At 72.5% G+C, this 18842-nt stretch carries 22 protein-coding genes and 1 tRNA gene; 17 read left to right on the forward strand and 6 right to left on the reverse strand.

What is annotated here, in order from left to right; translation table 11 throughout:
* A partial coding sequence (locus tag FRZ03_RS24630; RefSeq protein ID WP_146467327.1) for a penicillin acylase family protein occupies window positions 1-1739 on the reverse strand: 1739 nt, incomplete at its 3' end.
* An 82-nt stretch (window positions 1740-1821) separates the two neighbouring features.
* Here FRZ03_RS24630 and FRZ03_RS24635 point away from each other — a divergent pair.
* The 4 genes from FRZ03_RS24635 (at window position 1822) to FRZ03_RS24650 (ending at window position 4488) form a co-directional block, all read left to right on the forward strand.
* Window positions 1822-2415, forward strand: a complete 594-nt coding sequence (locus FRZ03_RS24635; RefSeq protein ID WP_146467328.1) for an HhH-GPD-type base excision DNA repair protein — start codon at window positions 1822-1824, stop codon at window positions 2413-2415.
* Window positions 2416-2480: 65 nt separating this feature from the next.
* Entirely contained in the window at window positions 2481-3176 is a 696-nt protein-coding gene (locus FRZ03_RS24640; protein WP_146467329.1) for an HdeD family acid-resistance protein, read from the forward strand.
* Between the two features lie 224 nt (window positions 3177-3400).
* Window positions 3401-3697: a type II toxin-antitoxin system VapB family antitoxin gene (locus FRZ03_RS24645; protein WP_004943146.1), complete on the forward strand. Its 297-nt coding sequence runs from the start codon at window positions 3401-3403 to the stop codon at window positions 3695-3697.
* 134 nt (window positions 3698-3831) lie between these two features.
* A complete protein-coding gene (locus tag FRZ03_RS24650; protein WP_146467330.1) occupies window positions 3832-4488 on the forward strand; it encodes a LytR C-terminal domain-containing protein in 657 nt (218 codons plus the stop codon).
* A 112-nt stretch (window positions 4489-4600) separates the two neighbouring features.
* Here the strand turns inward: FRZ03_RS24650 and upp are convergent, their stop codons facing one another.
* Window positions 4601-5236, reverse strand: coding sequence for a uracil phosphoribosyltransferase (gene upp, locus FRZ03_RS24655; protein WP_146467331.1), 636 nt, complete (start codon window positions 5234-5236; stop codon window positions 4601-4603).
* 95 nt (window positions 5237-5331) lie between these two features.
* Between upp and FRZ03_RS24660 the strand changes: the two genes are divergently transcribed.
* From FRZ03_RS24660 to FRZ03_RS24700, 9 genes are all read left to right on the forward strand, one after another.
* On the forward strand, window positions 5332-5691 hold the full coding sequence (locus FRZ03_RS24660; RefSeq protein WP_146467332.1) for a hypothetical protein: 360 nt from the start codon (window positions 5332-5334) through the stop codon (window positions 5689-5691).
* 311 nt (window positions 5692-6002) lie between these two features.
* Window positions 6003-6545 carry a tRNA adenosine deaminase-associated protein gene (locus FRZ03_RS24665; protein WP_146467345.1) on the forward strand — a complete coding sequence of 181 codons (543 nt, stop codon included), beginning with the start codon at window positions 6003-6005 and terminating at the stop codon, window positions 6543-6545.
* A 68-nt stretch (window positions 6546-6613) separates the two neighbouring features.
* Window positions 6614-7042: a tRNA adenosine(34) deaminase TadA gene (gene tadA / locus FRZ03_RS24670; protein WP_398661037.1), complete on the forward strand. Its 429-nt coding sequence runs from the start codon at window positions 6614-6616 to the stop codon at window positions 7040-7042.
* Between the two features lie 45 nt (window positions 7043-7087).
* A tRNA-Ser gene (locus FRZ03_RS24675) sits at window positions 7088-7172 on the forward strand.
* Window positions 7173-7349: 177 nt separating this feature from the next.
* Window positions 7350-7529: a hypothetical protein gene (locus FRZ03_RS24680; protein WP_146467346.1), complete on the forward strand. Its 180-nt coding sequence runs from the start codon at window positions 7350-7352 to the stop codon at window positions 7527-7529.
* Window positions 7530-7539: 10 nt separating this feature from the next.
* Window positions 7540-7833 (forward strand): Dabb family protein, encoded by a 294-nt coding sequence (locus FRZ03_RS24685; RefSeq protein WP_146467334.1) that lies wholly within the window; start codon window positions 7540-7542, stop codon window positions 7831-7833.
* 189 nt (window positions 7834-8022) lie between these two features.
* Entirely contained in the window at window positions 8023-8859 is an 837-nt protein-coding gene (locus FRZ03_RS24690) for an RNA polymerase sigma factor SigF (protein ID WP_146467347.1), read from the forward strand.
* A 367-nt stretch (window positions 8860-9226) separates the two neighbouring features.
* Entirely contained in the window at window positions 9227-10141 is a 915-nt protein-coding gene (locus tag FRZ03_RS24695; RefSeq protein WP_146467335.1) for an RNA polymerase sigma factor SigF, read from the forward strand.
* Between the two features lie 280 nt (window positions 10142-10421).
* Window positions 10422-10613 (forward strand): hypothetical protein, encoded by a 192-nt coding sequence (locus tag FRZ03_RS24700; RefSeq protein WP_146467336.1) that lies wholly within the window; start codon window positions 10422-10424, stop codon window positions 10611-10613.
* Window positions 10614-10650: 37 nt separating this feature from the next.
* On the opposite strand, the gene FRZ03_RS24705 is transcribed toward FRZ03_RS24700, so the two are convergent.
* Window positions 10651-10848, reverse strand: coding sequence for a hypothetical protein (locus tag FRZ03_RS24705; RefSeq protein WP_071828728.1), 198 nt, complete (start codon window positions 10846-10848; stop codon window positions 10651-10653).
* Window positions 10849-11054: 206 nt separating this feature from the next.
* Here FRZ03_RS24705 and FRZ03_RS24710 point away from each other — a divergent pair, with 206 nt between their 5' ends.
* The 3 genes from FRZ03_RS24710 (at window position 11055) to FRZ03_RS24720 (ending at window position 15060) form a co-directional block, all read left to right on the forward strand.
* Window positions 11055-11549, forward strand: coding sequence for a MarR family winged helix-turn-helix transcriptional regulator (locus FRZ03_RS24710; RefSeq protein WP_146467337.1), 495 nt, complete (start codon window positions 11055-11057; stop codon window positions 11547-11549).
* An 88-nt stretch (window positions 11550-11637) separates the two neighbouring features.
* Window positions 11638-14139 carry an MFS transporter gene (locus FRZ03_RS24715; RefSeq protein ID WP_464862532.1) on the forward strand — a complete coding sequence of 834 codons (2502 nt, stop codon included), beginning with the start codon at window positions 11638-11640 and terminating at the stop codon, window positions 14137-14139.
* Between the two features lie 99 nt (window positions 14140-14238).
* Window positions 14239-15060 carry a YceI family protein gene (locus FRZ03_RS24720; protein ID WP_146467339.1) on the forward strand — a complete coding sequence of 274 codons (822 nt, stop codon included), beginning with the start codon at window positions 14239-14241 and terminating at the stop codon, window positions 15058-15060.
* A gap of 49 nt (window positions 15061-15109) precedes the next feature.
* Here the strand turns inward: FRZ03_RS24720 and FRZ03_RS24725 are convergent, their stop codons facing one another.
* On the reverse strand, window positions 15110-15835 hold the full coding sequence (locus tag FRZ03_RS24725) for a GAF and ANTAR domain-containing protein (protein ID WP_146467340.1): 726 nt from the start codon (window positions 15833-15835) through the stop codon (window positions 15110-15112).
* Window positions 15836-16029: 194 nt separating this feature from the next.
* On the opposite strand from FRZ03_RS24725, the gene FRZ03_RS24730 reads away from it, so the two are divergent.
* The gene (locus FRZ03_RS24730; protein WP_146467341.1) at window positions 16030-16500 is read left to right on the forward strand and encodes a PPOX class F420-dependent oxidoreductase; all 471 of its coding nucleotides are present in this window, start codon (window positions 16030-16032) and stop codon (window positions 16498-16500) included.
* 27 nt (window positions 16501-16527) lie between these two features.
* Here FRZ03_RS24730 and FRZ03_RS24735 read toward each other — a convergent pair whose 3' ends face one another.
* Window positions 16528-17283: a TetR/AcrR family transcriptional regulator gene (locus FRZ03_RS24735; RefSeq protein WP_146467342.1), complete on the reverse strand. Its 756-nt coding sequence runs from the start codon at window positions 17281-17283 to the stop codon at window positions 16528-16530.
* A 320-nt stretch (window positions 17284-17603) separates the two neighbouring features.
* The coding region (locus FRZ03_RS24740) for a mannosyltransferase YkcB-related protein (RefSeq protein ID WP_464862529.1) at window positions 17604-18842 on the reverse strand (1239 nt) is incomplete at its 5' end.

Consider the following 18842-nt stretch of genomic DNA (forward strand, 5'->3'; position numbering starts at 1 on the left):
ACGCCGTACGACTCCTCGGCGCGCAGCAGGTGTTCGAGGGCGTGGCCGATGCGCGGGACCAGCGCCAGCCACGGCCGCAGCACCTCGGGGCAGCGGGCCGGGGGTTCGGCGAGCGGGGCGAACGCCGGGTGCGCGGCGAGGCGGCGTACGACCGCGCCGCGCAGCGCCGCGTAGGCCGCCGCGTCGCAGCTGTCGGCGTCCATGTGGCGGTCCCAGGCGAGCAGCCGGTCGCGCAGCCGGGACGCGGCGGGGGTGAGGCCGTCGAGCGCGGCGAGGTGGTCGAGCAGGGGTGCGGCGGAGGCGAGGTGGGTGTCGGTGTGGAGGGCGGGCATGTCCTCGGCGCTCCAGGCGGTGCGCGCGTCGAGGAGGGCGCGGATGCGGTCGGCGCGGTGCGGCGGGGCGAACTCGACGCCGAGCGGGGCGGCGAGGCCCCGCTGGTTGGCCATCACCGCGATGCCGTCCTGGACGGGGGCGTACGGCGTCTCGTGCCAGCCGCGCCAGTCGTGGCCGGGGCGCCAGGCGGGGACCGGGTGGAGGCGGTTGGCCCGCGCGCGGAGCGGGACGCGCCCGGCGACGCGGTGCAGGGTGCCGCCGGCCGTGTCGGCGGCCTGTACGACGTTCACCGGCTCGGCCCAGGCGTCCAGGGCGCGATCGACGTCGGCGACGGTGCGGGCCCGCAGCAGCGGCAGGAGGGCGCCGAAGCCGAGGTCCTCGGTGACCCGGGGCGGGTGGCGCAGCGCGAGCGCCTCGCCCTCGCCGTCGGCGGCTCCTGACCCGGCGGCTCCCGGTTCGGTGGCTCCCGGCCCTTGCGACGGCCCCGCCGGACCGCCCGCGATCACCGGCCCCCGTGCCGTCTCGATCACCTCGATCTCGATCGGGGACGCGCCGGCGACACGGACCGTCTCGCGGTGGGAGTGCGCGGTGCGCCAGTCGCCGTCCGGGTCGAGGTACCGGACCTTCCGGCCGGTGCGGCGCAGGCGTTCGCGGTAGAGGTCCTGGTAGTCGGCCATGGCGTTGGTGATGCCCCAGGCGACCGGGCCGGCGTGGCCGAAGTGGGCGATGCCGGGGGTGCCGGGGACGGCGAGGCCGATGACGTCGAACTCGGGGCAGGACAGGCGTATTTGCTGGTAGACGCCGGGGTCCTCGATGAAGCGGTGGGGGTCGCCGGCGAGGAGGGCGTGCCCGGTGATGGTGCGGGCGCCGGAGACCAGCCAGCCGTTGCTGCCGGCCGTGCCGGGGCCGTCGGTGGCGAACAGGCCGACCGCGTCCGGGCCCAGGTGCCGAATCGCCCGCTCCCGCCAGAGCTTGGCGGGGAACCCCGCGAAGAGGAGGTGGGTGGCGAGCCACACGGCGAGCGGGGTCCAGGGCTCCCAGCGGCCCGCGGCGAGATGGGCGCGGGCGAACTCGGGGGCGCGGCGGGCACCGGCCGGCAGGCCCTCGTTGACGCCGTCGGTGTACGCCCGGACCCACCGGGCCGTCTCCGGGTCCCGGCGTTCGAGCGCGGTGAAGCAGCGGCGGGCGGTGTCGGCCAGGCGGGCCCGGCGGGCGAGGACGTCCCAGGAGGCGGCCGGGGCGCCGAGGAAGGACGCCGAGGTGCCCTGGGCGCGGTGCCGTTCGACCTCCAGCTGCCAGGCCCGGTCGAACGCGGTGACGCGGCCCTGGGCGCGGGCCAGTTCATGGACGTCCGCCGCGCGCAGATGGGGGACGCCCCAGGCGTCGCGGTAGGTCTCGGCGGTCACCCCGGGCCTCCCTTTCTTAGGTAAGGCTAGCCTAACTATCCATGTGATGGAGGAATCGTACGCGACGCGGGATCATCGACCCATGGACGTCACCCTGCACCTCGCCCAGGACCCGGAGGCCGACGCGCTGCTCGGGCGCTCGCCGCTCGCCGCGCTCACCGGGATGCTGCTGGACCAGCAGATCCCGATGGAGTGGGCGTTCAAGGGACCCCGCACCATCGCCGACCGGCTCGGCGCCGGGGACCTGGACGCGCACGAGATCGCCGCGATGGACCCCGAGGCCTTCGCCGCCCTGCTCGCCGAGAAGCCGGCCGTGCACCGCTACCCGGGTTCCATGGCCAAGCGCGTACAGCAGCTGTGCCGGTACCTGGTCGAGCACTACGACGGGGACGCGGAGGCCGTCTGGAAGGACGCCGGCAGCGGGGCCGAGCTGCTCAAGCGTCTGGAGGACCTGCCGGGCTTCGGGCGGCAGAAGGCACAGATCTTCCTCGCGCTGCTGGGCAAGCAGCTCGGGGTCACGCCGGCCGGCTGGCGGGAGGCCGCCGGCGCCTACGGCGAGCCCGATTCCCACCGGTCCGTCGCCGACATCACCGGACCGGACTCGCTCGCCCGGGTGCGCGCCCACAAGCAGGAGATGAAGGCCGCGGCCAAGGCGGCCAAGGCGGCCCGGAAGTAGGAACCGGGTCAGCCTGGTGGCCCACCCCGGTGGCGGTGCGCGCACCGCCGTTCCGAGCATGGAACATGACCGAGGCATCGAGCCACGGCCCGGAGTGGGGCCGCGAGTACGACGATCAGCACGTCCACGGCGGGCACCCGCCGGGCGCCGCGCACGAACCGCACGGGCACCGCGGGCGACCCGAGCCCGAGCCGCCCCTCGAAGGCCCGCTGCACGCCCTGTCCCGGGCCGCCTGGCAGGTGGTCCTGGTCACCGGGATCGCCTCCCTGGTCCTGGGCATCCTGGTCCTGGTCTGGCCCGGCCCCTCGCTGCTCGCGGCCGGCGTCCTCTTCGGGCTCTACCTCCTGGTCAGCGGCGTCTTCCAGCTGGTCGCCGCCTTCGGCACGCACCAGGCGACCTCGCTGCGGGTGCTGGCGTTCATCAGCGGCGCGCTGTCGATCCTGCTCGGGCTGCTCTGCTTCCGCGGGCCCATGCAGTCGATCCTGCTGCTCGCCCTGTGGATCGGCATCGGCTGGCTGATCCGCGGCATCACGCACACCATGGCCGCGATCTCCGACCCCCGGATGCCCGCCCGCGGCTGGCAGATCCTCCTGGGGGTCCTCACCTTCATCGCCGGGATCGTGCTGATCGACTCGCCCTTCCGGTCGGTCGCGGTGCTGACCCTCGTCGGCGGCATCTGGCTGGTGGTGGTCGGCGTCACCGAGATCATCACCGCCTTCCGCATCCGCCACCGCGCGGGCCGGCTGCCGCAGACCGTGTGAACCGGCCCGCCGGGCCCCCGCGCACGCCGGTTCCCGGTCCACAGCCTGTGCACAACGCGCGCACGGCGGGCGACGCGCCGGGGTGCCGTTCCCGCCGACGGCGGGGAACGGCCCGAATCCGCACCCCGGAACATACCCGTTCGCGCTTTTTGTCCGGCCTTTTCACGAGCCGCACTCGGGCGCCATGGCTGCGCCCGGAACGTCTGGGCCGGTAGGCTTTCCGTGTGATCTTCAAGCGCATCGGAAACGGCCGGCCGTACCCCGATCACGGCCGGGAAAGCACCCGGCAGTGGGCGGACGTCGCACCGCGCCCGGTCCGCCTCGATCAGCTCGTGACCACCAAGCAGCAGCTGGACCTGGAGACCCTGCTGGCGGAGGACTCGACGTTCTACGGCGACCTCTTCGCCCATGTCGTGAAGTGGCAGGGCGACCTCTATCTGGAGGACGGTCTGCACCGCGCGGTGCGCGCCGCGCTCCAGCAGCGCCAGGTGCTGCACGCCCGCGTGCTCGAACTGGACTGACCCGGCGCTCCCGGCCCCGCGGCCCGCCGTCCATCGGCCGTGCGGCGCCCGCCGATTGACCCTTTCGGGTTCCACTGGCGGCCTGGACTGATCATCTAATAGGCATCACCGCCCCGGCACACTACGCTGCGTTCATGAGCATGCTGACTCCCCCCGGCATGGGCGGCAAGTACCGGATCACGGGGGCGAAATACCCCCGGATGCGCCCGCCTCGGCGGCGGGGCAGGCTGGTCGCGGTCGTTCTGGCCTCCGTGTGCGCGCTCGGCCTGCTCGGCTGGGGCACGCTCCAGCTCATCGACGTCTTCTCGGGCCGCAGGCCGACCGCCTCCGGCGCGGAGCGGGACTGCGGGACCAAGGACGCGGCCGGCGGGACCAGGACCGCGTCCGCGCGCCGGGCGAACCCCCTGCCCGAGCCCGGCCGGATCACCGTCAACGTCTACAACGCCACCACGCGCTCCGGGCTGGCCAAGGACACCGCGGACGAGCTGAAGAAGCGCGGCTTCAAGATCGGCGACGTGGGCAACGCGGCCAAGGAGTACGACAAGAAGGTGAAGGGCACGGCGCTGGTCCTCGGACCGGCCGCCGCGCTGCACACCTCCCTGCCGGTGCTCGGCGCGCAGGTCGCGGGCGGCGAGCAGCGGGCCGACGGGCGCACGAAGGCCGATCTCGACCTCGTCATCGGGGACGGGTTCAAGGGGCTGGCCAAGCCGGCCGACGCCGCGCGGGCCCTGACCGTCCTCACGGCACCGGCGCCCACGGCTTCGGCCGGCTCCGCGAAGAAGGGGTGCTGAAGCCTTTCTCCTCGGGCGGGCGCCGGCCGCGCCCGATCGCGTCCGCGCGGCCGGGGCCGCATGCCGGCACGCCCCGCGCGGGACACTGCCCGCACGGCGGCGGGGACGCCGGTTACTCGGCCGCGCCGTACAGCCGGTCGCCCGCGTCGCCGAGGCCCGGGACGATGTAGCCCTGATCGTTGAGGTGGTCGTCGACCGCGGCGGTGACCACGGTGACCGGGGTGCCCGCCAGCTCGCGCTCCATCAGCTCGACGCCCTCGGGGGCGGCCAGCAGCACCACGGCGGTGACGTCGTCGGCGCCGCGCTTGATCAGCTCGCGGATGGAGGCGACCAGCGTGCCGCCCGTGGCCAGCATCGGGTCGAGGACGTAGACCTGGCGGCCCGAGAGGTCCTCCGGCATCCGCGTGGCGTACGCGGAGGGCTGGAGCGTCTCCTCGTTGCGGAGCATGCCCAGGAAGCCCACCTCGGCGGTCGGCAGCAGCCGGACCATGCCGTCCAGCATGCCGAGACCGGCGCGCAGGATCGGGACGACCAGCGGGCGGGGACGGGCCAGCTTGACGCCAGTGGTGCGGGCGACCGGCGTGTCGATGTCGACGTTCTCGGTGCGCACGTCCCGCGTGGCCTCGTAGGCGAGCAGGGTGACCAGCTCGTCGGCGAGACGGCGGAAGGTGGCGGAGTCGGTGCGCTGGTCGCGCAGCGTGGTGAGCTTGTGAGCGACCAGGGGGTGGTCGACGACATGGAGACGCATGCCCATAACCGTACCTGCGCCCCGGACCGGTCGGCGCTGGCGTCAAACCGGCCGACCGGGGGAAAGCGGAGAAGGACGGACAAGGGTGGTGTGACGTGTCTGACCTGCCTGAGACGCCCGACGACGCGACCGGGAGCGGACCGAGGGGGCCGCACGGCCCCGATGACGTCATACGGACGGGGCGGTCCGGCCCCGCCGGGCGGGGGAAGGCCGGCCCCACCAAGCGGGGGACATCCGGCCCCGGATTTCCCGCGAGCGGGACGGCCGGACCCGCCGCCGCGAGCGGGACGGACACGCCCGACGCTCCCGAGACCGATGCCGAGCGGCGCCGCCGCCGAGCCCGGTTCCTGCGGGAGCTGGCGGAGGCCCGGGCGCTGCGGGCCCGGGTGCAGCCGCGACGCGCCAAGGCGGCCCGGCTGCGCCACGCGCTGCGGATGCAGACATTCCGCTGGTAGGGCGGACGCCCTGAGCAGGGGGCCGTTCGGCAAGAAGAGGGTGAGGAAGATCGCCGCCCGTGCCGGAGTTTCCGAGGCGGGCGTGCGTGAGCGCCCGGCAAAGCCGCGTACGATCCGCAGGTGGCCGCAACGAGAGCGCTGGCGACCCGATGAGGATTCACGCTCGAAACCGGCGGACACAGGGAGCCGAAGACGTCCCCTGAACGCCTAGTTTCTGCCACGATTCCGAGTGGGTGGGGCTCGGAGCCGCCCAAGAACCTCCGCCGGGGGGACCCCCAACCGGCACGCCTATGACCAGTGGGAGAGTCACGGTGTACTTCGCCGCACTGCTCGCGCGCACCGAAGACGGGTGGGAAGCGAGCGACACAGAGCTCGACGATGTGGAGACCCTGTCGGATCTGGCCGACCTGGCCCGTGAAGCCTCTCCCGAGGAGGACACGGTGCTCGTCCTGATCGAGCAGGAGGACGCCTGGTTCGGCGTCGTCCGCGTGGACGGGGAGGACGACCCTCGGATCTATGTCTCGGACGCGGCCGCCGCCGCCCGCAGCGCCTACGGCGAGCTGCTGCTCACCGATGAGCTGCTGGGCCGGGAACCCGGCGCCGCCGACGGCCCCGACCTGGACTCCCTGGACCTCGACGGCACGGAGGACGGCGAGTCCGAGGCCGACGAGGACGACGAGGAGGAGGTGGCCACCGGGTCCGACGCGGTGCCGCACAGCCCGGTCGGCGACAGCGAGATCCTCGACGACCTGGGCATCAGCGAGAAGGAGCTGCGCTCCCTGGACGCCGAGGACGCGCTCGGTTCGATCGCCGAGGCCCTGGGCGCCTCGGAGGTGCTGGAGACCGTCCGCTGACCGCGGGCCACCCGGTGGGCACCCCGCGTCCGGCACCGGACCCGGTGCGCAACCGCTGGCGGGAGGCGATGCGACTCGCCCTGGACGAGGCCGAAGCGGCCGTCCGGGGCGGGGACGTCCCCGTCGGGGCCGTCGTGCTGGCGCCGGACGGCACGGTGCTCGCGACCGGGCACAACGAGCGCGAGGCCACCGGCGACCCCACGGCCCACGCGGAGGTCCTCGCCGTGCGGCGGGCCGCCGCGCGCCTCGGGCAGTGGCGGCTGACCGGCTGCACCCTCGTGGTCACCCTGGAGCCGTGCACGATGTGCGCGGGCGCGCTGGTGCAGTCCCGGGTGGACCGGGTGGTCTACGGCGCCCGGGACGACAAGGCGGGCGCGGCCGGCTCGCTGTGGGACGTGCTGCGCGACCGGCGGCTCAACCACCGGCCCGAGGTGATCGAGGGCGTGCTCGCGGCGGAGTGCGCCGCCCTCCTCACGGAGTTCTTCCGGGATCGGTGAATACCGATTTCGAACCATGCCCCACCGTGCTGTAAGGTCTCCCTCGGTAGCGTGTCCGAGCGGCCGAAGGAGCTCGCCTCGAAAGCGAGTGTGGCGCAAGTCACCGAGGGTTCAAATCCCTCCGCTACCGCTTCCGAAAGGGCCCCGTCTCATGACGGGGCCCTTTCCGCGTTCCCGCCCTTGCGGGAACGGCGCCCAAAACCCCTTGCCCGGCGGGCCGTTGGTCCCCGATAAAGGCGTGAACGTTACACTCGCCGCCGGCGGCAGGGGCCCCATGGGCCATGGACACGAACACAAGGAGGCCGCGGTGGCGATGAACGCCAAGAAGATCGTGGTGTACGCGCTCGTGGTCTTCGTGCTGTACGTGATCATCACGGACCCCGCCAGGGCGGCCGACTACGTGCAGATAGGCTTCGAGGGCATATCCAACGCGGCCAGGGCCATCGGGGACTTCATGACCTGGGCCGCCCACGGAGGAAAGAGCTGAGGTACCGCACATGATCCGCCACCTGGTCCTGTTCAAGCTCAACGAGGGCGTCGAGCGCGACGACCCGCGAGTGGTGGCGGGCGAGGCGGCCTTCCGGGCGCTGCCCGAGCAGATCGAGGAGCTGCGCGCCTGGGAGTGCGCCTGGAACATCACCGACCGGCCGATCGCCTACGACTTCGCGATCAACTCGGCCGTCGAGGACACCGGGGCCCTCCAGCGCTATCTGGACCACCCCGCCCACCAGGCGGGTGTCGCCCTGTGGCGTGAGTTCGCCACGTGGGTGATCGCGGACTACGAGTTCTGACACCTCTCCCTTCCAGGGCGCCTTCCGCCCGAAAGCCCCCCGCCGCGCAGGCCGGGGGCTTTCGTGCGTTTCCCGCCCCGACTCCCCCATGTTTGAAACCAACACGGCGTTATCAGGTGCTTGCACACAGTGCACATGTCTTGTGATGCTATGACCGCTTTTGACGGATGATTGACCGAAGAGGTGGCGTTGACCGTGTCGGCCAGTACTGCGCCGCCCCAGGAGGAGGCCCCCGTCCCCGCCTCTGAGAACCCCGGGAAACGCCGTGGCGCAGACACCCGCGCCCTGACCCAGGTGCTCTTCACCGAGCTGAAGCAGCTCGCCCCGGGCACGCCGGAGCACAACCGGGTGCGGGGCGCGCTGATCGAGGCGAACCTCCCGCTCGTGCGCTACGCCGCCGCCCGCTTCCGCTCCCGCAACGAGCCCATGGAGGACGTGATCCAGGTCGGCACCATCGGCCTGATCAACGCCATCGACCGCTTCGACCCGGACCGGGGCGTGCAGTTCCCGACGTTCGCCATGCCGACCGTGGTCGGCGAGATCAAGCGGTACTTCCGGGACAACGTCCGCACCGTGCACGTACCGCGCCGGCTGCACGAGCTGTGGGTGCAGGTCAACAGCGCCACCGAGGACCTGACCACGCTGCACGGCCGCTCGCCCTCCACCGCCGAGATCGCCGAGCGCCTGCGGATCAGCGAGGAGGAGGTGCTCAGCTGCATCGAGGCGGGCCGCTCGTACCACGCCACCTCCCTGGAGGCCGCGCAGGAGGGCGACGGGCTGCCGGGGCTGCTGGACCGCATCGGCTACGAGGACCCGGCCCTGGACGGCGTGGAACACCGCGACCTGGTCCGCCACCTCCTCGTCCAGCTCCCCGAGCGCGAGCAGCGGATCCTGCTGCTGCGCTACTACAGCAATCTCACCCAGTCGCAGATCAGCGCGGAACTCGGCGTCTCCCAGATGCACGTCTCCCGGCTGCTCGCCCGCAGCTTCCAGAGACTGCGCTCGGCCAACCGCATCGACGCATAACCGATAACCGCTCCGCCATATAACAGAGTTCCGGTCGAATACCGGACGACATGGCGGGAGCATGGTGGGCGCACCGAAGCACGCACCCGAACAGCCCTGCATCGCAAACCAGATCGAGCGCTCACCGCCGCGAGCGATTCGCTCACCAGGGCTGTTGCCGACACTTCCGGCCCGACTGCCCGTCAGACCCCTTTTCTCCAGCGGTGATTCGCCTCTCTCATGTCGACATGTCACTACAGCGCGTTGCCGACATGTGACATTCTGCGGGAGACGCGTTTGCCGGAGCCTCGGCTCCGGTATTCAGGTGAAGGCTGCGTTCTCGACCGACGACGCGGCCACGACCGTCCCGCGACCCGAAGGGGGTGGCATGTCCGCAGAACAGGGCAGCTCGAAGGTGCTGACGCCCGCGAAGAGCGAGGCGGCGCCCAAGGAGCTCGACGCACTCGACGTCCTCGACGGCATCGAGGGCGTCACGGCCCTCGAAGCCGTGCCGGCCCCGGCCACCCCCGCCACGGGCGAGGCCATCGACACCCGCACCCTGTCCCGCTCCCTGTTCCTGCGGCTCGCCGCGCTCGACGAGAACAGCCCCGAGCGCGCCTACGTCCGGGACACCCTGATCGAACTGAACCTGCCGCTGGTCCGCTACGCGGCGGCGCGCTTCCGCTCGCGCAACGAGCCGATGGAGGACATCGTCCAGGTCGGCACCATCGGCCTGATCAAGGCGATCGACCGCTTCGACTGCGAACGGGGCGTGGAGTTCCCGACGTTCGCGATGCCCACGGTGGTCGGCGAGATCAAGCGCTTCTTCCGGGACACCTCCTGGTCGGTGCGTGTCCCGCGCCGCCTCCAGGAGCTGCGCCTGGCCCTCACCAAGGCCAGCGACGAGCTGTCGCAGAAGCTGGACCGCTCCCCGACCGTGACCGAACTGGCCGGCGTGCTCGGCGTCTCCGAGGAGGACGTGGTCGACGGCCTCGCGGTCGGCAACGCGTACACCGCCTCCTCGCTGGACTCCCCCGCCCCCGAGGACGACGGCGGCGAGGGCTCCCTGGCGGACCGGCTCGGCTACGAGGACACCGCCCTGGAGGGCGTGGAGTACCGCGAGTCCCTCAAGCCGCTGCTGGCCAAGCTCCCGCCCCGGGAGCGGCGGATCATCATGCTGCGCTTCTTCGCCAACATGACCCAGTCGCAGATCGGCGAGGAGGTCGGCATCTCCCAGATGCACGTCTCGCGCCTGCTCACCCGGACCCTGTCCCAGCTGCGCGAGGGCCTGATCTCGGACTGACGCTTCCGTACTGACGCGGCGTCCCCCACCATGGCCAAACGCTTCGTCAGGGGATGCCTCGCACGACGCCCGGACCACCCGGCCGCCGACGCGCCCTCGCGGGAGCCTCGGCGGCCGTCGTCCGTCCGGGGGCGCCACCAGGGGCGTGGGCCGGGCCCGGGCGGCGGGAGCGGCCATGTGCGCGGCGCGGACGGCGCCTGGCCGTCGTTGAGCGCGCACCGTCGGGCCGGGCCGGGGCGTTGCCGCCCCGGACGGGGGCGCGGCGGTGAGTTCCGGGTCGGTGACGTTCGGGACGCACGTCACCGGGGCGCCCGGCGTCGGCCGGGCGACGGTCGGGACGCCCGAGGAGCCGCCGGTGCCGATCGGCCCCGGCGCGCACACGGACCGCACCGGGGCGGCCCGCGTCGGCGCCTGGCGCCTGCCGCCGGGCATGCGCGTCGAGACGCGGGACGTGTCCGTCCGGTGGAAGTGATCACCGCAGGACCGGCGGGCCCTGCGGAAGGGGTGTCCTACTTCAGCGCGAGCCAGGCGACCCCGGCCACCACCACGAGCGCCACGACGACGCCGATGATCAGACCGATGCGCGGACCGGAGGGCGCGGCCGCCTGCTGCTGACGCCCCTGCGGAGCCTCGTCGACGAACGCGCGGAACATCTGAGTGCTGCCGGCAGGGTCGTAATTGCCCTGGGGGCCCTGGGTGTTAGCCATGGCCCGAGACCTTAGCGAAGACGGCCCCCGCCGCCCAAGTGGGGGGCCACCGGGACAGACGCGGACAGGCCCCCCGCACCGACCTGCATATTCACGACCGCAACGCTTGCCTTTGCCAAGGTTTTACGCGGGCGGCCCCCTAGTTATTTGCCTGTAGCAACCAATCCGACTTATGGTTGCCCCAAGCAACGAATACGGGAGGTGTGATGGCCGAGCAGGCGCAGTTCGAAGAGCTGGCGCGTCAGCTCAGCGCCGTCGGCGCCGTGAAACGGGACCTCGTGCGGGTGCTGCCGACGGACTGCCCGGGCGGCTCGGCGGCCGTGCTGACCTTGCTCGGCCGCCACGGAGACATGCGCATGAGCAAGCTGGCGGAGCTGCTCGCCGTGGATCTGTCGGTGACCAGCCGGCATGTCGCGCACGTCGCCGCGCGCGGCTGGATCGAGCGGCACCCGGACCCGGCGGACAAGCGCTCGCGCATCCTGCGCCTGACGCCCGCGGGTCTGGAACAGCTCGACGAGCTGTCCCAGCGGACCTCGCAGCTGCTCGCCGAGCGGCTCAGCGACTGGACCGACGACGAGGTCGGCCAGCTGATCGGGTTGATGACCCGGCTGCGCTCGTCCTTCGGCGACTGCCGGCCGCCCTCGGCCCGGCCGCTCACCCCCGTAGTCGAAAAGACCACCCGTACACCCGCAAGCACGTAAGTAAAGGAAGCCCATGGCAACGACCACACCAGCCGGTGTGCGGGCTCACGCCAAGCACGGGGGAGGCTCCTCGGCGGGCGACGCCCCGATGACCCACCGGCAGATCATGGAGGCCCTCTCCGGCCTCCTGGTGGGCCTGTTCGCCGCCATCCTGTCCTCGACGATCGTCACCAACGCACTGCCGACGATCATCAAGGACCTCGGCGGCGGCCAGTCCGCCTACACCTGGGTCGTCACCGCGGCCCTGCTGACGATGACCGCCTCGGTGCCCCTGTGGGGCAAGCTGTCCGACCTGTTCAGCAAGAAGGCGCTCGTCCAGATAGCCCTGATCATCTACGTGGCCGGTTCGGTCATCGCCGGTCTCGCGCAGAACCCGGCGATGCTGATCACCGCCCGTGCGATCCAGGGCCTCGGCGCCGGCGGTCTGTCCGCCCTGGTGCAGGTCATCCTGGCCGCGATGATCTCCCCGCGAGAGCGCGGCCGCTACTCCGGCTACACCGGCGCCACCTTCGCCGTCGCCACCGTCGGCGGCCCGCTGCTCGGCGGTGTCATCACCGACACCAGCTGGCTCGGCTGGCGCTACTGCCTGTTCGTCGGCATCCCCTTCGCGCTGATCGCGCTGCTCGTCCTGCAGAAGACGCTGCACCTGCCGGTCGCCAAGCGCAAGGTCAAGGTCGACTGGCTCGGCGCCTTCTTCATCACCGCGGGCGCCTCGCTGCTGCTGCTCTGGGTGACCTTCGCCAACGACAAGTACGAGTGGCTGTCGTGGCAGACGTACGTGATGGTGGGCGGCACCATCGTGCTCGGCCTGCTGTTCGTCCTCACCGAGAGCAAGGCGTCCGAGCCGATCATCCCGCTGCGCCTGTTCCGCAACCCCACGATCTCGCTGGCCTCCGCGGCCTCGCTGTTCGTCGGTGTCGGCATGTACTCGGGCACCGTCTTCTTCTCGCAGTACTTCCAGCTGGCGCGGGACAAGTCCCCGACCATGTCGGGCGTGATGACCATCCCGATGATCGGCGGTCTGTTCATCTCCTCCATGGTCTCCGGGCGGATCATCTCCAACACCGGACGCTGGAAGAACTGGCTGGTCACCGGCGGTCTTCTGCTGACGGCCGGCCTGGCTCTGCTCGGCCTGATGCGCTACGACACCCCTTACTGGCAGCTGGCCGTCTACATGGCGCTGCTGGGCATCGGCGTCGGCATGATGATGCAGAACCTGGTGCTGTCCACGCAGAACCAGGTCGCCCCGAAGGACCTCGGTTCCGCCTCCTCCACGGTGAGCTTCTTCCGCTCCCTCGGTGGCGCGGTCGGCGTCGGCGTGCTCGGCTCGGTCATGTCCGGCCGGATCACCCACTACGCCACGAGCACCATCGGCGAACTGAGCCCGAAGGCCCGGATGGCCGCGGCCAAGGCCATGGGCGGCGGCGATCTGCCCGACATGAACAGCCTGCCCCTGCCGATCCGGCATTGGCTGGAAGGCGCCTACGGTCACGGCATCGCCGACGTCTTCCTCTACGCGGCGCCCTGCGCCCTGGTCGCCTTCATCCTGGTGATCTTCATCAAGGAGGTCCCGCTGCGGACGACCGGCGCGCTGGCCCAGGCCGCGCAGGAGAGGACCGGGACGACGGCCGAGGCCGCCGCGCCCGTCGAGACCACGATGGAGAACGCCACCATGCAGAACGTGCCGGGTGAGCCCGCCCAGGAGAAGGTTCCCAGCCTGACCGCAGCCGCTCCGGTGGTCGGCGCCGCCGAGGCGCTGGCGACCGCGACCGCCTCCGCGGCCCCGATGACCGCCGTGGCGACCGTCGCCGAGCCCGGCACGGGCGGTGACGGCACCCCGGTGCACGGCTACGTCCGCGGCGCCGAGAGCGCCCCGGTCCCGCAGGCCGCGGTCACCCTGATCTCGCTGGCCGGCCGCCAGCTCGGCCGCGCGGTCGCCCAGGGCGACGGTTCCTACGCGCTGGCCGCCCCCGGCACCGGCTCGTACGTCCTGATCGCCTCCGCCGACGGCTACCAGCCGCAGGCCTCCACCATCGTGGTGGGCGAGGAACCGCTGTCGTACGACATCCTGCTCAGCGGCACCAGCGGGCTGACCGGTGTGGTGCGGGCCGCGGGGAGCGCGCAGCCGGTCAAGGACGCCATGGTGATCGTCACCGATGTGCGCGGTGACCTGCTGGCCACCGCCGCCACCGGGGAGCAGGGCGAGTTCGCCTTCACCGACCTGGTGCCCGGCCCGGTGACCGTCGCCGTCAACGCGGCCGGCTTCCGCCCGCGGGCGCTGCCGGTCGAGGTGGCCACCACCGGGATCACCCGGATCGACGTCGACCTCGACGCCGGCGCCCAGCTCCAGGGCGTGGTCCGGGCCCCGCACGGTCCGCTGGCCGACGCCCGGGTGACCCTGGTCGACCAGGCGGGCAACGTGGTCGGCACCGCCACCACCGGTGCGGACGGCGCGTACGCCTTCACCGACCTGGACAGCGGTGAGTACACCGTCATCGCGACCGGCTACCCGCCGGTGGCGACCGCGCTGACCGTCACCGGCACCGGGGCCGACGGTCACGACATCGAACTCGCCCACCCCGGCGAGTAGTTCCACCCGGCCCGTGGCGGGGCACGCTCCGACCGGAGGTGCCCGCCACGGGCCGGTTTCTCACGACCGATTTGTAAGGCTTTGCAGGGAGAAAACGGGATGGGACTGACCGCGAAGATCCGTACGCGGGACGGGTGGGCCGTGTCGCACGCGGTCGTCACGGTGACCGACATGACCGGTACGCAGGTGCTGCGGGCCGAGGCGGACGCCGAGGGGGCCGTGAAGGACACCACCGAGCTGGCGCCGGGGGCGTACACCGTGATCGTGACGGCCGTCGGCTACGCGCCGGCCGCCTCCAGCGCGATCGTCACCGCGAGCGGACGGGCCGAGATCGGCGCCGTGACCCTGGCCCGGCAGGGCGGCACCGAGCTGCCGCCGCCCGGTCCCTGGACCATCGACCCGGCGCACTCCTCGGTCGCCGCGGTCGCCCAGCACCTGGGGATCTCCAGCGTGCACGGCCGGTTCACCGACTTCGGCGGCACCATCGAGATCGCGCCGGACGACGTCGCCAAGTCCCGGGTGGAGGCGGTCATCAAGGCCGGGTCCATCGACACCGGCAACGGCATGCGCGACACGCATCTGCGCTCCGGTGACTTCCTCGACGTGGAGAACCACCCGGAGATCACCTACCGGTCCACCGGGCTGACCCAGGCGGGTCCGGACCGCTGGACCGTGCACGGCGAGCTGTCGCTGCACGGCGTGGTCCGCCAGGTCGACCTGGACCTCGCCTACCTCGGCACCGGCGCCGACCCGTGGGGCGGCACCCGCGCCGCCTTCCGCGCCACGGCGGAACTGCACCGCGAGGACTTCGCGATGAACTACAACCAGGTCCTCCAGGCGGGCATCGCCGCCATCGGCACCACGCTGAAGGTGCAGCTGGACATCCAGGCGGTGCAGGGGGACAGCCTGCCCGCAGCCTGAGCCTCCCGCACAGGGGCCCGCCGACCGGAGGACGGTCGGCGGGCCCCTGTCAGTTCTCCGTCGCGCCCACGATGCGCCGGGCCAGGTCGCGCAGTTTGACGTTCTCCCGCTGGGAGGCGCGCACCAGGCTCTCGAAGGCCCCCTGCGCGTCGATGTCCAGGCGCTCCATGAGAATTCCGGTGGCCTGTCCGATCAGGTCGCGGGTGTGCATGGCCTCCGTCAACTGCTCGCGCACCGTCACCGAGTTCAGGGCGAGGCTCACCTGCGCGGTGAACAGCCGGCCGAGCCGCGCGGCCGTCTCGTCGAAGGCGCCCGGTCCCCGGGAGTAGGCCGTCAGCACGGTCAGCCGGCGCTTGTCGGCGCGCAGCCGCATGGACAGCACCGAGCGCAGCCGCTGGTCCTCGCCGTCCGCGCCGGCGCTGTCCGTCACCCGCACCACCGGCGAGGTCCACAGCCGCTCCCAGTGCGGCAGTTCGGGGGCTCCGGCGTCACGTACGACGTCATCGGTCCAGGCGAGGGCGCGCAGCGTCTCCCCGTGCTCCAGCTCGCAGACCCCGGCGTGCTCGGCGCCGGGCAGCAGGCGCACCGCGAGCCGTACGGCGGTGTCCAGCGTGGCGCCGGGCGTGGGGCTCTCGTGCAGCTCGCGGGCCGCCGCCGTCAGCGCCTCGGCGAGGTCGAAGCCGCCCGGGGAGCGGGTCACTTCGGAGACGTCGTACGCGGAAAAGTCGTACGGGGGAAAGTCGGACGCGGCCACCACGAACCTCTCGGATGACATGACCGTACGGCCATGCGCAGGAGAGCTCCGCAGCACATTCCCGACTGCGAGCACAGGACAGAACAACTTTAGCTGCTCCATTGCGGTGAAGAGACCTGCCCCGCGCCGCCCGCACGGGGCAGGCCGCCCGGCGCGCCGAGCCTGTGCCCAGCAGGGTCAGGCTCGTACGCCGGTCCGCGTTCTAGGCTGCGGCCATGGCATCGAACATCGCGACCAACACCCGTGTGTCCCTGGACGAGCTGCTGGACTTCGTACGGCCCCGCCACCGCGCGCTGCTGATCACCCGCCGCGCCGACGGCACCCCGCAGGCCTCCCCGCTGACCTGCGGGGTGGACGACTCGGGCCGGATCGTGGTCTCGACCTACCCGGAGCGGGCCAAGACCCGCAACGCCAGGCGGGACCCGCGGGTCGGCCTGGTCGTGCTCAGCGACGACTGGAACGGCCCCTGGGTGCAGATCGACGGCACCGCCGAGGTGATCGACTCCCCCGACTCGGTGGAACCGCTGGTCGAGTACTACCGCAACATCGCCGGTGAGCACCCCGACTGGGACGAGTACCGGGCGGCCATGCTCAAGCAGGGCAAGTCGATCATCCGGGTCACGCCCGAGCGCTGGGGCCCGGTGGCGACCGGCGGCTTCCCGGCGCGGCTGGTCAGCGAGGACTGAGGGCCGCCCGGGGCCGCTGACCGGGGGTCACCCCCGCTCGACCATCGCCTCGATCCCGGCGATCAGCAGGTCCAGGGCGAAGGTGAAGTCACGGTCCATCAGCTCGGCGACCGTGCCCTCGCCGCGGGCGTCCATGATCCGCGCGGAGTCCTGGAGGAACCGGGCGATGCCGGGGTCCTGCCGCACCGAGTCCAGGGCCTGCTCGCGGTAGTCGTCCGGGGACAGACCGGTGGCCGCGATCCGGGACATGAACTGGGCCTCTGTCGTGCCGTAGCCGTAGACGAACTGGAAGACGGCCGAGATGGCGCTCATCACCCGGTGCGCGGGCAGCCCGGAGCGGCCGATGACGTGCTGCACGGTGCGGGAGAAGTCCAGCGCGCGGGGGCCGATGTTCAGGTACTGGCCGGCCAGCCGGGACAGCCAGGGGTGGCGCACCAGCAGCCCCCGGTACTCGGCGGCCAGCGCCCGCAGTTGCTCCCGCCAGTCGGCCGCGTCGTCCTCGCCGGGCAGCCGCAGTTCGCCGAAGGCCGCGTCGAGGGCGAGTTCGAACAGGTCGTCCTTGGTGTCGACGTACCAGTACAGGGACATCGCGGTGACGTTCAGCTCGGCGGCCAGGCGCCGCATGGAGAACCTGGCCAGGCCCTCCGCGTCCAGGAGCCGCACGGACACCGCGGTGATCCGCTCCCGGTCCAGTCCGGAGGGCTGCCCGGTGCGGCCGCCGCGCCGCGGCTTCTCCCGCAGCCACACACTGTCCCGCGCCGTCCGCCCCGCAGACTTCGCCACCGGCACACCTTCCTCTGTCTCCGGCCAGTCAGAGCCCTGTGCGGCCCGCTGCCCGTGATCCAGGGGCCGGCACGGCACAGGGGCGCGGGCCCACGCCCTGTGCCGTTACCCAGATCATCCGGCACTTAGTGCTGTGGCCGGGAGGGTTTGCCGGGAAGCTCGCGGCGTCCGGTGCGGTGCAGCGCGAGGCGGAGCATCACCCGCGTACCGGATGTACTCGGGTGATGCGACGACGCGGCGAGGTGCCGTGCCGGGCGTCGCGAGCCGGTGAACCTTTCCGGTCGCAGCACTTGGGCGCGGGCCCGCTCCGCCGGGTCCGCTCAGCCGTTCGCCCGCCGGGTGAGGTCGTAGAAGGTGGCCGAGCCCACGGTCACCTTCTTGAAGGTGCTCTGGACCCAGGAGCTGATCTGCGCGCCGGTGCCGCTGCCGCCACCGCCCCCGGCGCCCTCCGTGCCCCGGCCCATGCCGCCGCCTGTGCCGCCTGCGCCACCGGCGATGAAGTAGTGGACCCTGCCGTCGGCCACGTACTTCTTGAACCGGGCGAGTGTCGGCGACGGGTCGGTGCCGTTGAAGCCGCCGATCGCCATCACCGGTTCACCGGTGGCGAGCTGGTAGCTCGCCGCGTTCTGCGAGCCGATGGACGCGGCGACCCAGGTGTAGCGGGAAGCGTTCTTCTTCAGCAGCGCCTTGGCCGCCGAGCCGACGTCCGTGCCGTTCAGCAGACCGCCGAAGCCGCCGGGCCCGCCGCCCTCGCCGGTGCGGGCACCGCCCGGGAATCCGCCGGCGAGGTCACCGCCGGGGCCGGGGAACCCGTTTCCGGTCTGTCCGCCCGGCATGCCCTGACCGCCGGTCCCCTGCCCACCCGGCATGCCCTGCCCACCGGGCCTGCCCTGGCCACCCTGTCCGCCCGGCATGCCTCCGCCGAAGCCGCCCCGCTTGCCGCCGGGCCCGCCGCCCGGGGACCGGCCGCCGCCGAAGCCCATCGTGCCGGCGGCCGCCGGGCCCGCCGTCGGGATCGAGCCCTCGTGCCCGGAGGCCACCGTGCTCAGGGTGTAGGCGGTGGGACCCGCCAGCGCGGTGCCGAGGGCCAGGGCCGCCGTGCCGAGGACGGCCGGCCGTGTGAGGCGCCCGGCGAAGACCAGGCCCAGGGCCGCCACCAGACCGCCCACCAGGACCAGCCACTTCAGCCAGGGCAGATAGCCGGGCGTGCGGTTGAGCAGCACATATCCCCAGGCCGCGGCCGCCACCGCGGCCGCGGCGAGCGCCGGCGCCGCCCACGCCTCGCGGCGCCGCTCCCACAGCAGCCCGGCGCCCATGCCGACGACGGCCGCCATGTAGGGGGCGAGGGCCACGGTGTAGTACTGGTGGAAGATGCCCGCCATGTAGCTGAACACGCCCATGGTCATCAGCAGGGACCCGCCCCAGACCAGGAGCGAGGAGCGGGTGACCGACGTACGCCCCCGTCCCCGGGTCGCCACCAGCCCCGCGGCCAGCAGGATCAGCGCGGCGGGCAGCAGCCAGGAGATCTGGCCGCCGACCTCGGAGCCGAACATCCGGTC

This window comes from Streptomyces misionensis (assembly GCF_007896895.1).
Taxonomy (GTDB): Bacteria; Actinomycetota; Actinomycetes; order Streptomycetales; family Streptomycetaceae; genus Streptomyces; species Streptomyces misionensis_A.

Bases quoted from the DNA above. Each gene is read 5' to 3' on its own strand.
- FRZ03_RS24635 (WP_146467328.1), top strand. From the start codon at position 1,822: ATGGACGTCACCCTGCACCTCGCCCAGGACCCGGAGGCCGACGCGCTG.
- FRZ03_RS24640 (WP_146467329.1), top strand. From the start codon at position 2,481: ATGACCGAGGCATCGAGCCACGGCCCGGAGTGGGGCCGCGAGTACGAC.
- FRZ03_RS24650 (WP_146467330.1), top strand. From the start codon at position 3,832: ATGAGCATGCTGACTCCCCCCGGCATGGGCGGCAAGTACCGGATCACG.
- upp (WP_146467331.1), bottom strand. From the start codon at position 5,236: ATGCGTCTCCATGTCGTCGACCACCCCCTGGTCGCTCACAAGCTCACC.
- tadA (WP_398661037.1), top strand. From the start codon at position 6,614: ATGCGACTCGCCCTGGACGAGGCCGAAGCGGCCGTCCGGGGCGGGGAC.
- FRZ03_RS24685 (WP_146467334.1), top strand. From the start codon at position 7,540: ATGATCCGCCACCTGGTCCTGTTCAAGCTCAACGAGGGCGTCGAGCGC.
- FRZ03_RS24695 (WP_146467335.1), top strand. From the start codon at position 9,227: ATGTCCGCAGAACAGGGCAGCTCGAAGGTGCTGACGCCCGCGAAGAGC.
- FRZ03_RS24705 (WP_071828728.1), bottom strand. From the start codon at position 10,848: ATGGCTAACACCCAGGGCCCCCAGGGCAATTACGACCCTGCCGGCAGC.
- FRZ03_RS24710 (WP_146467337.1), top strand. From the start codon at position 11,055: ATGGCCGAGCAGGCGCAGTTCGAAGAGCTGGCGCGTCAGCTCAGCGCC.
- FRZ03_RS24715 (WP_464862532.1), top strand. From the start codon at position 11,638: ATGACCCACCGGCAGATCATGGAGGCCCTCTCCGGCCTCCTGGTGGGC.
- FRZ03_RS24720 (WP_146467339.1), top strand. From the start codon at position 14,239: ATGGGACTGACCGCGAAGATCCGTACGCGGGACGGGTGGGCCGTGTCG.
- FRZ03_RS24725 (WP_146467340.1), bottom strand. From the start codon at position 15,835: ATGTCATCCGAGAGGTTCGTGGTGGCCGCGTCCGACTTTCCCCCGTAC.
- FRZ03_RS24730 (WP_146467341.1), top strand. From the start codon at position 16,030: ATGGCATCGAACATCGCGACCAACACCCGTGTGTCCCTGGACGAGCTG.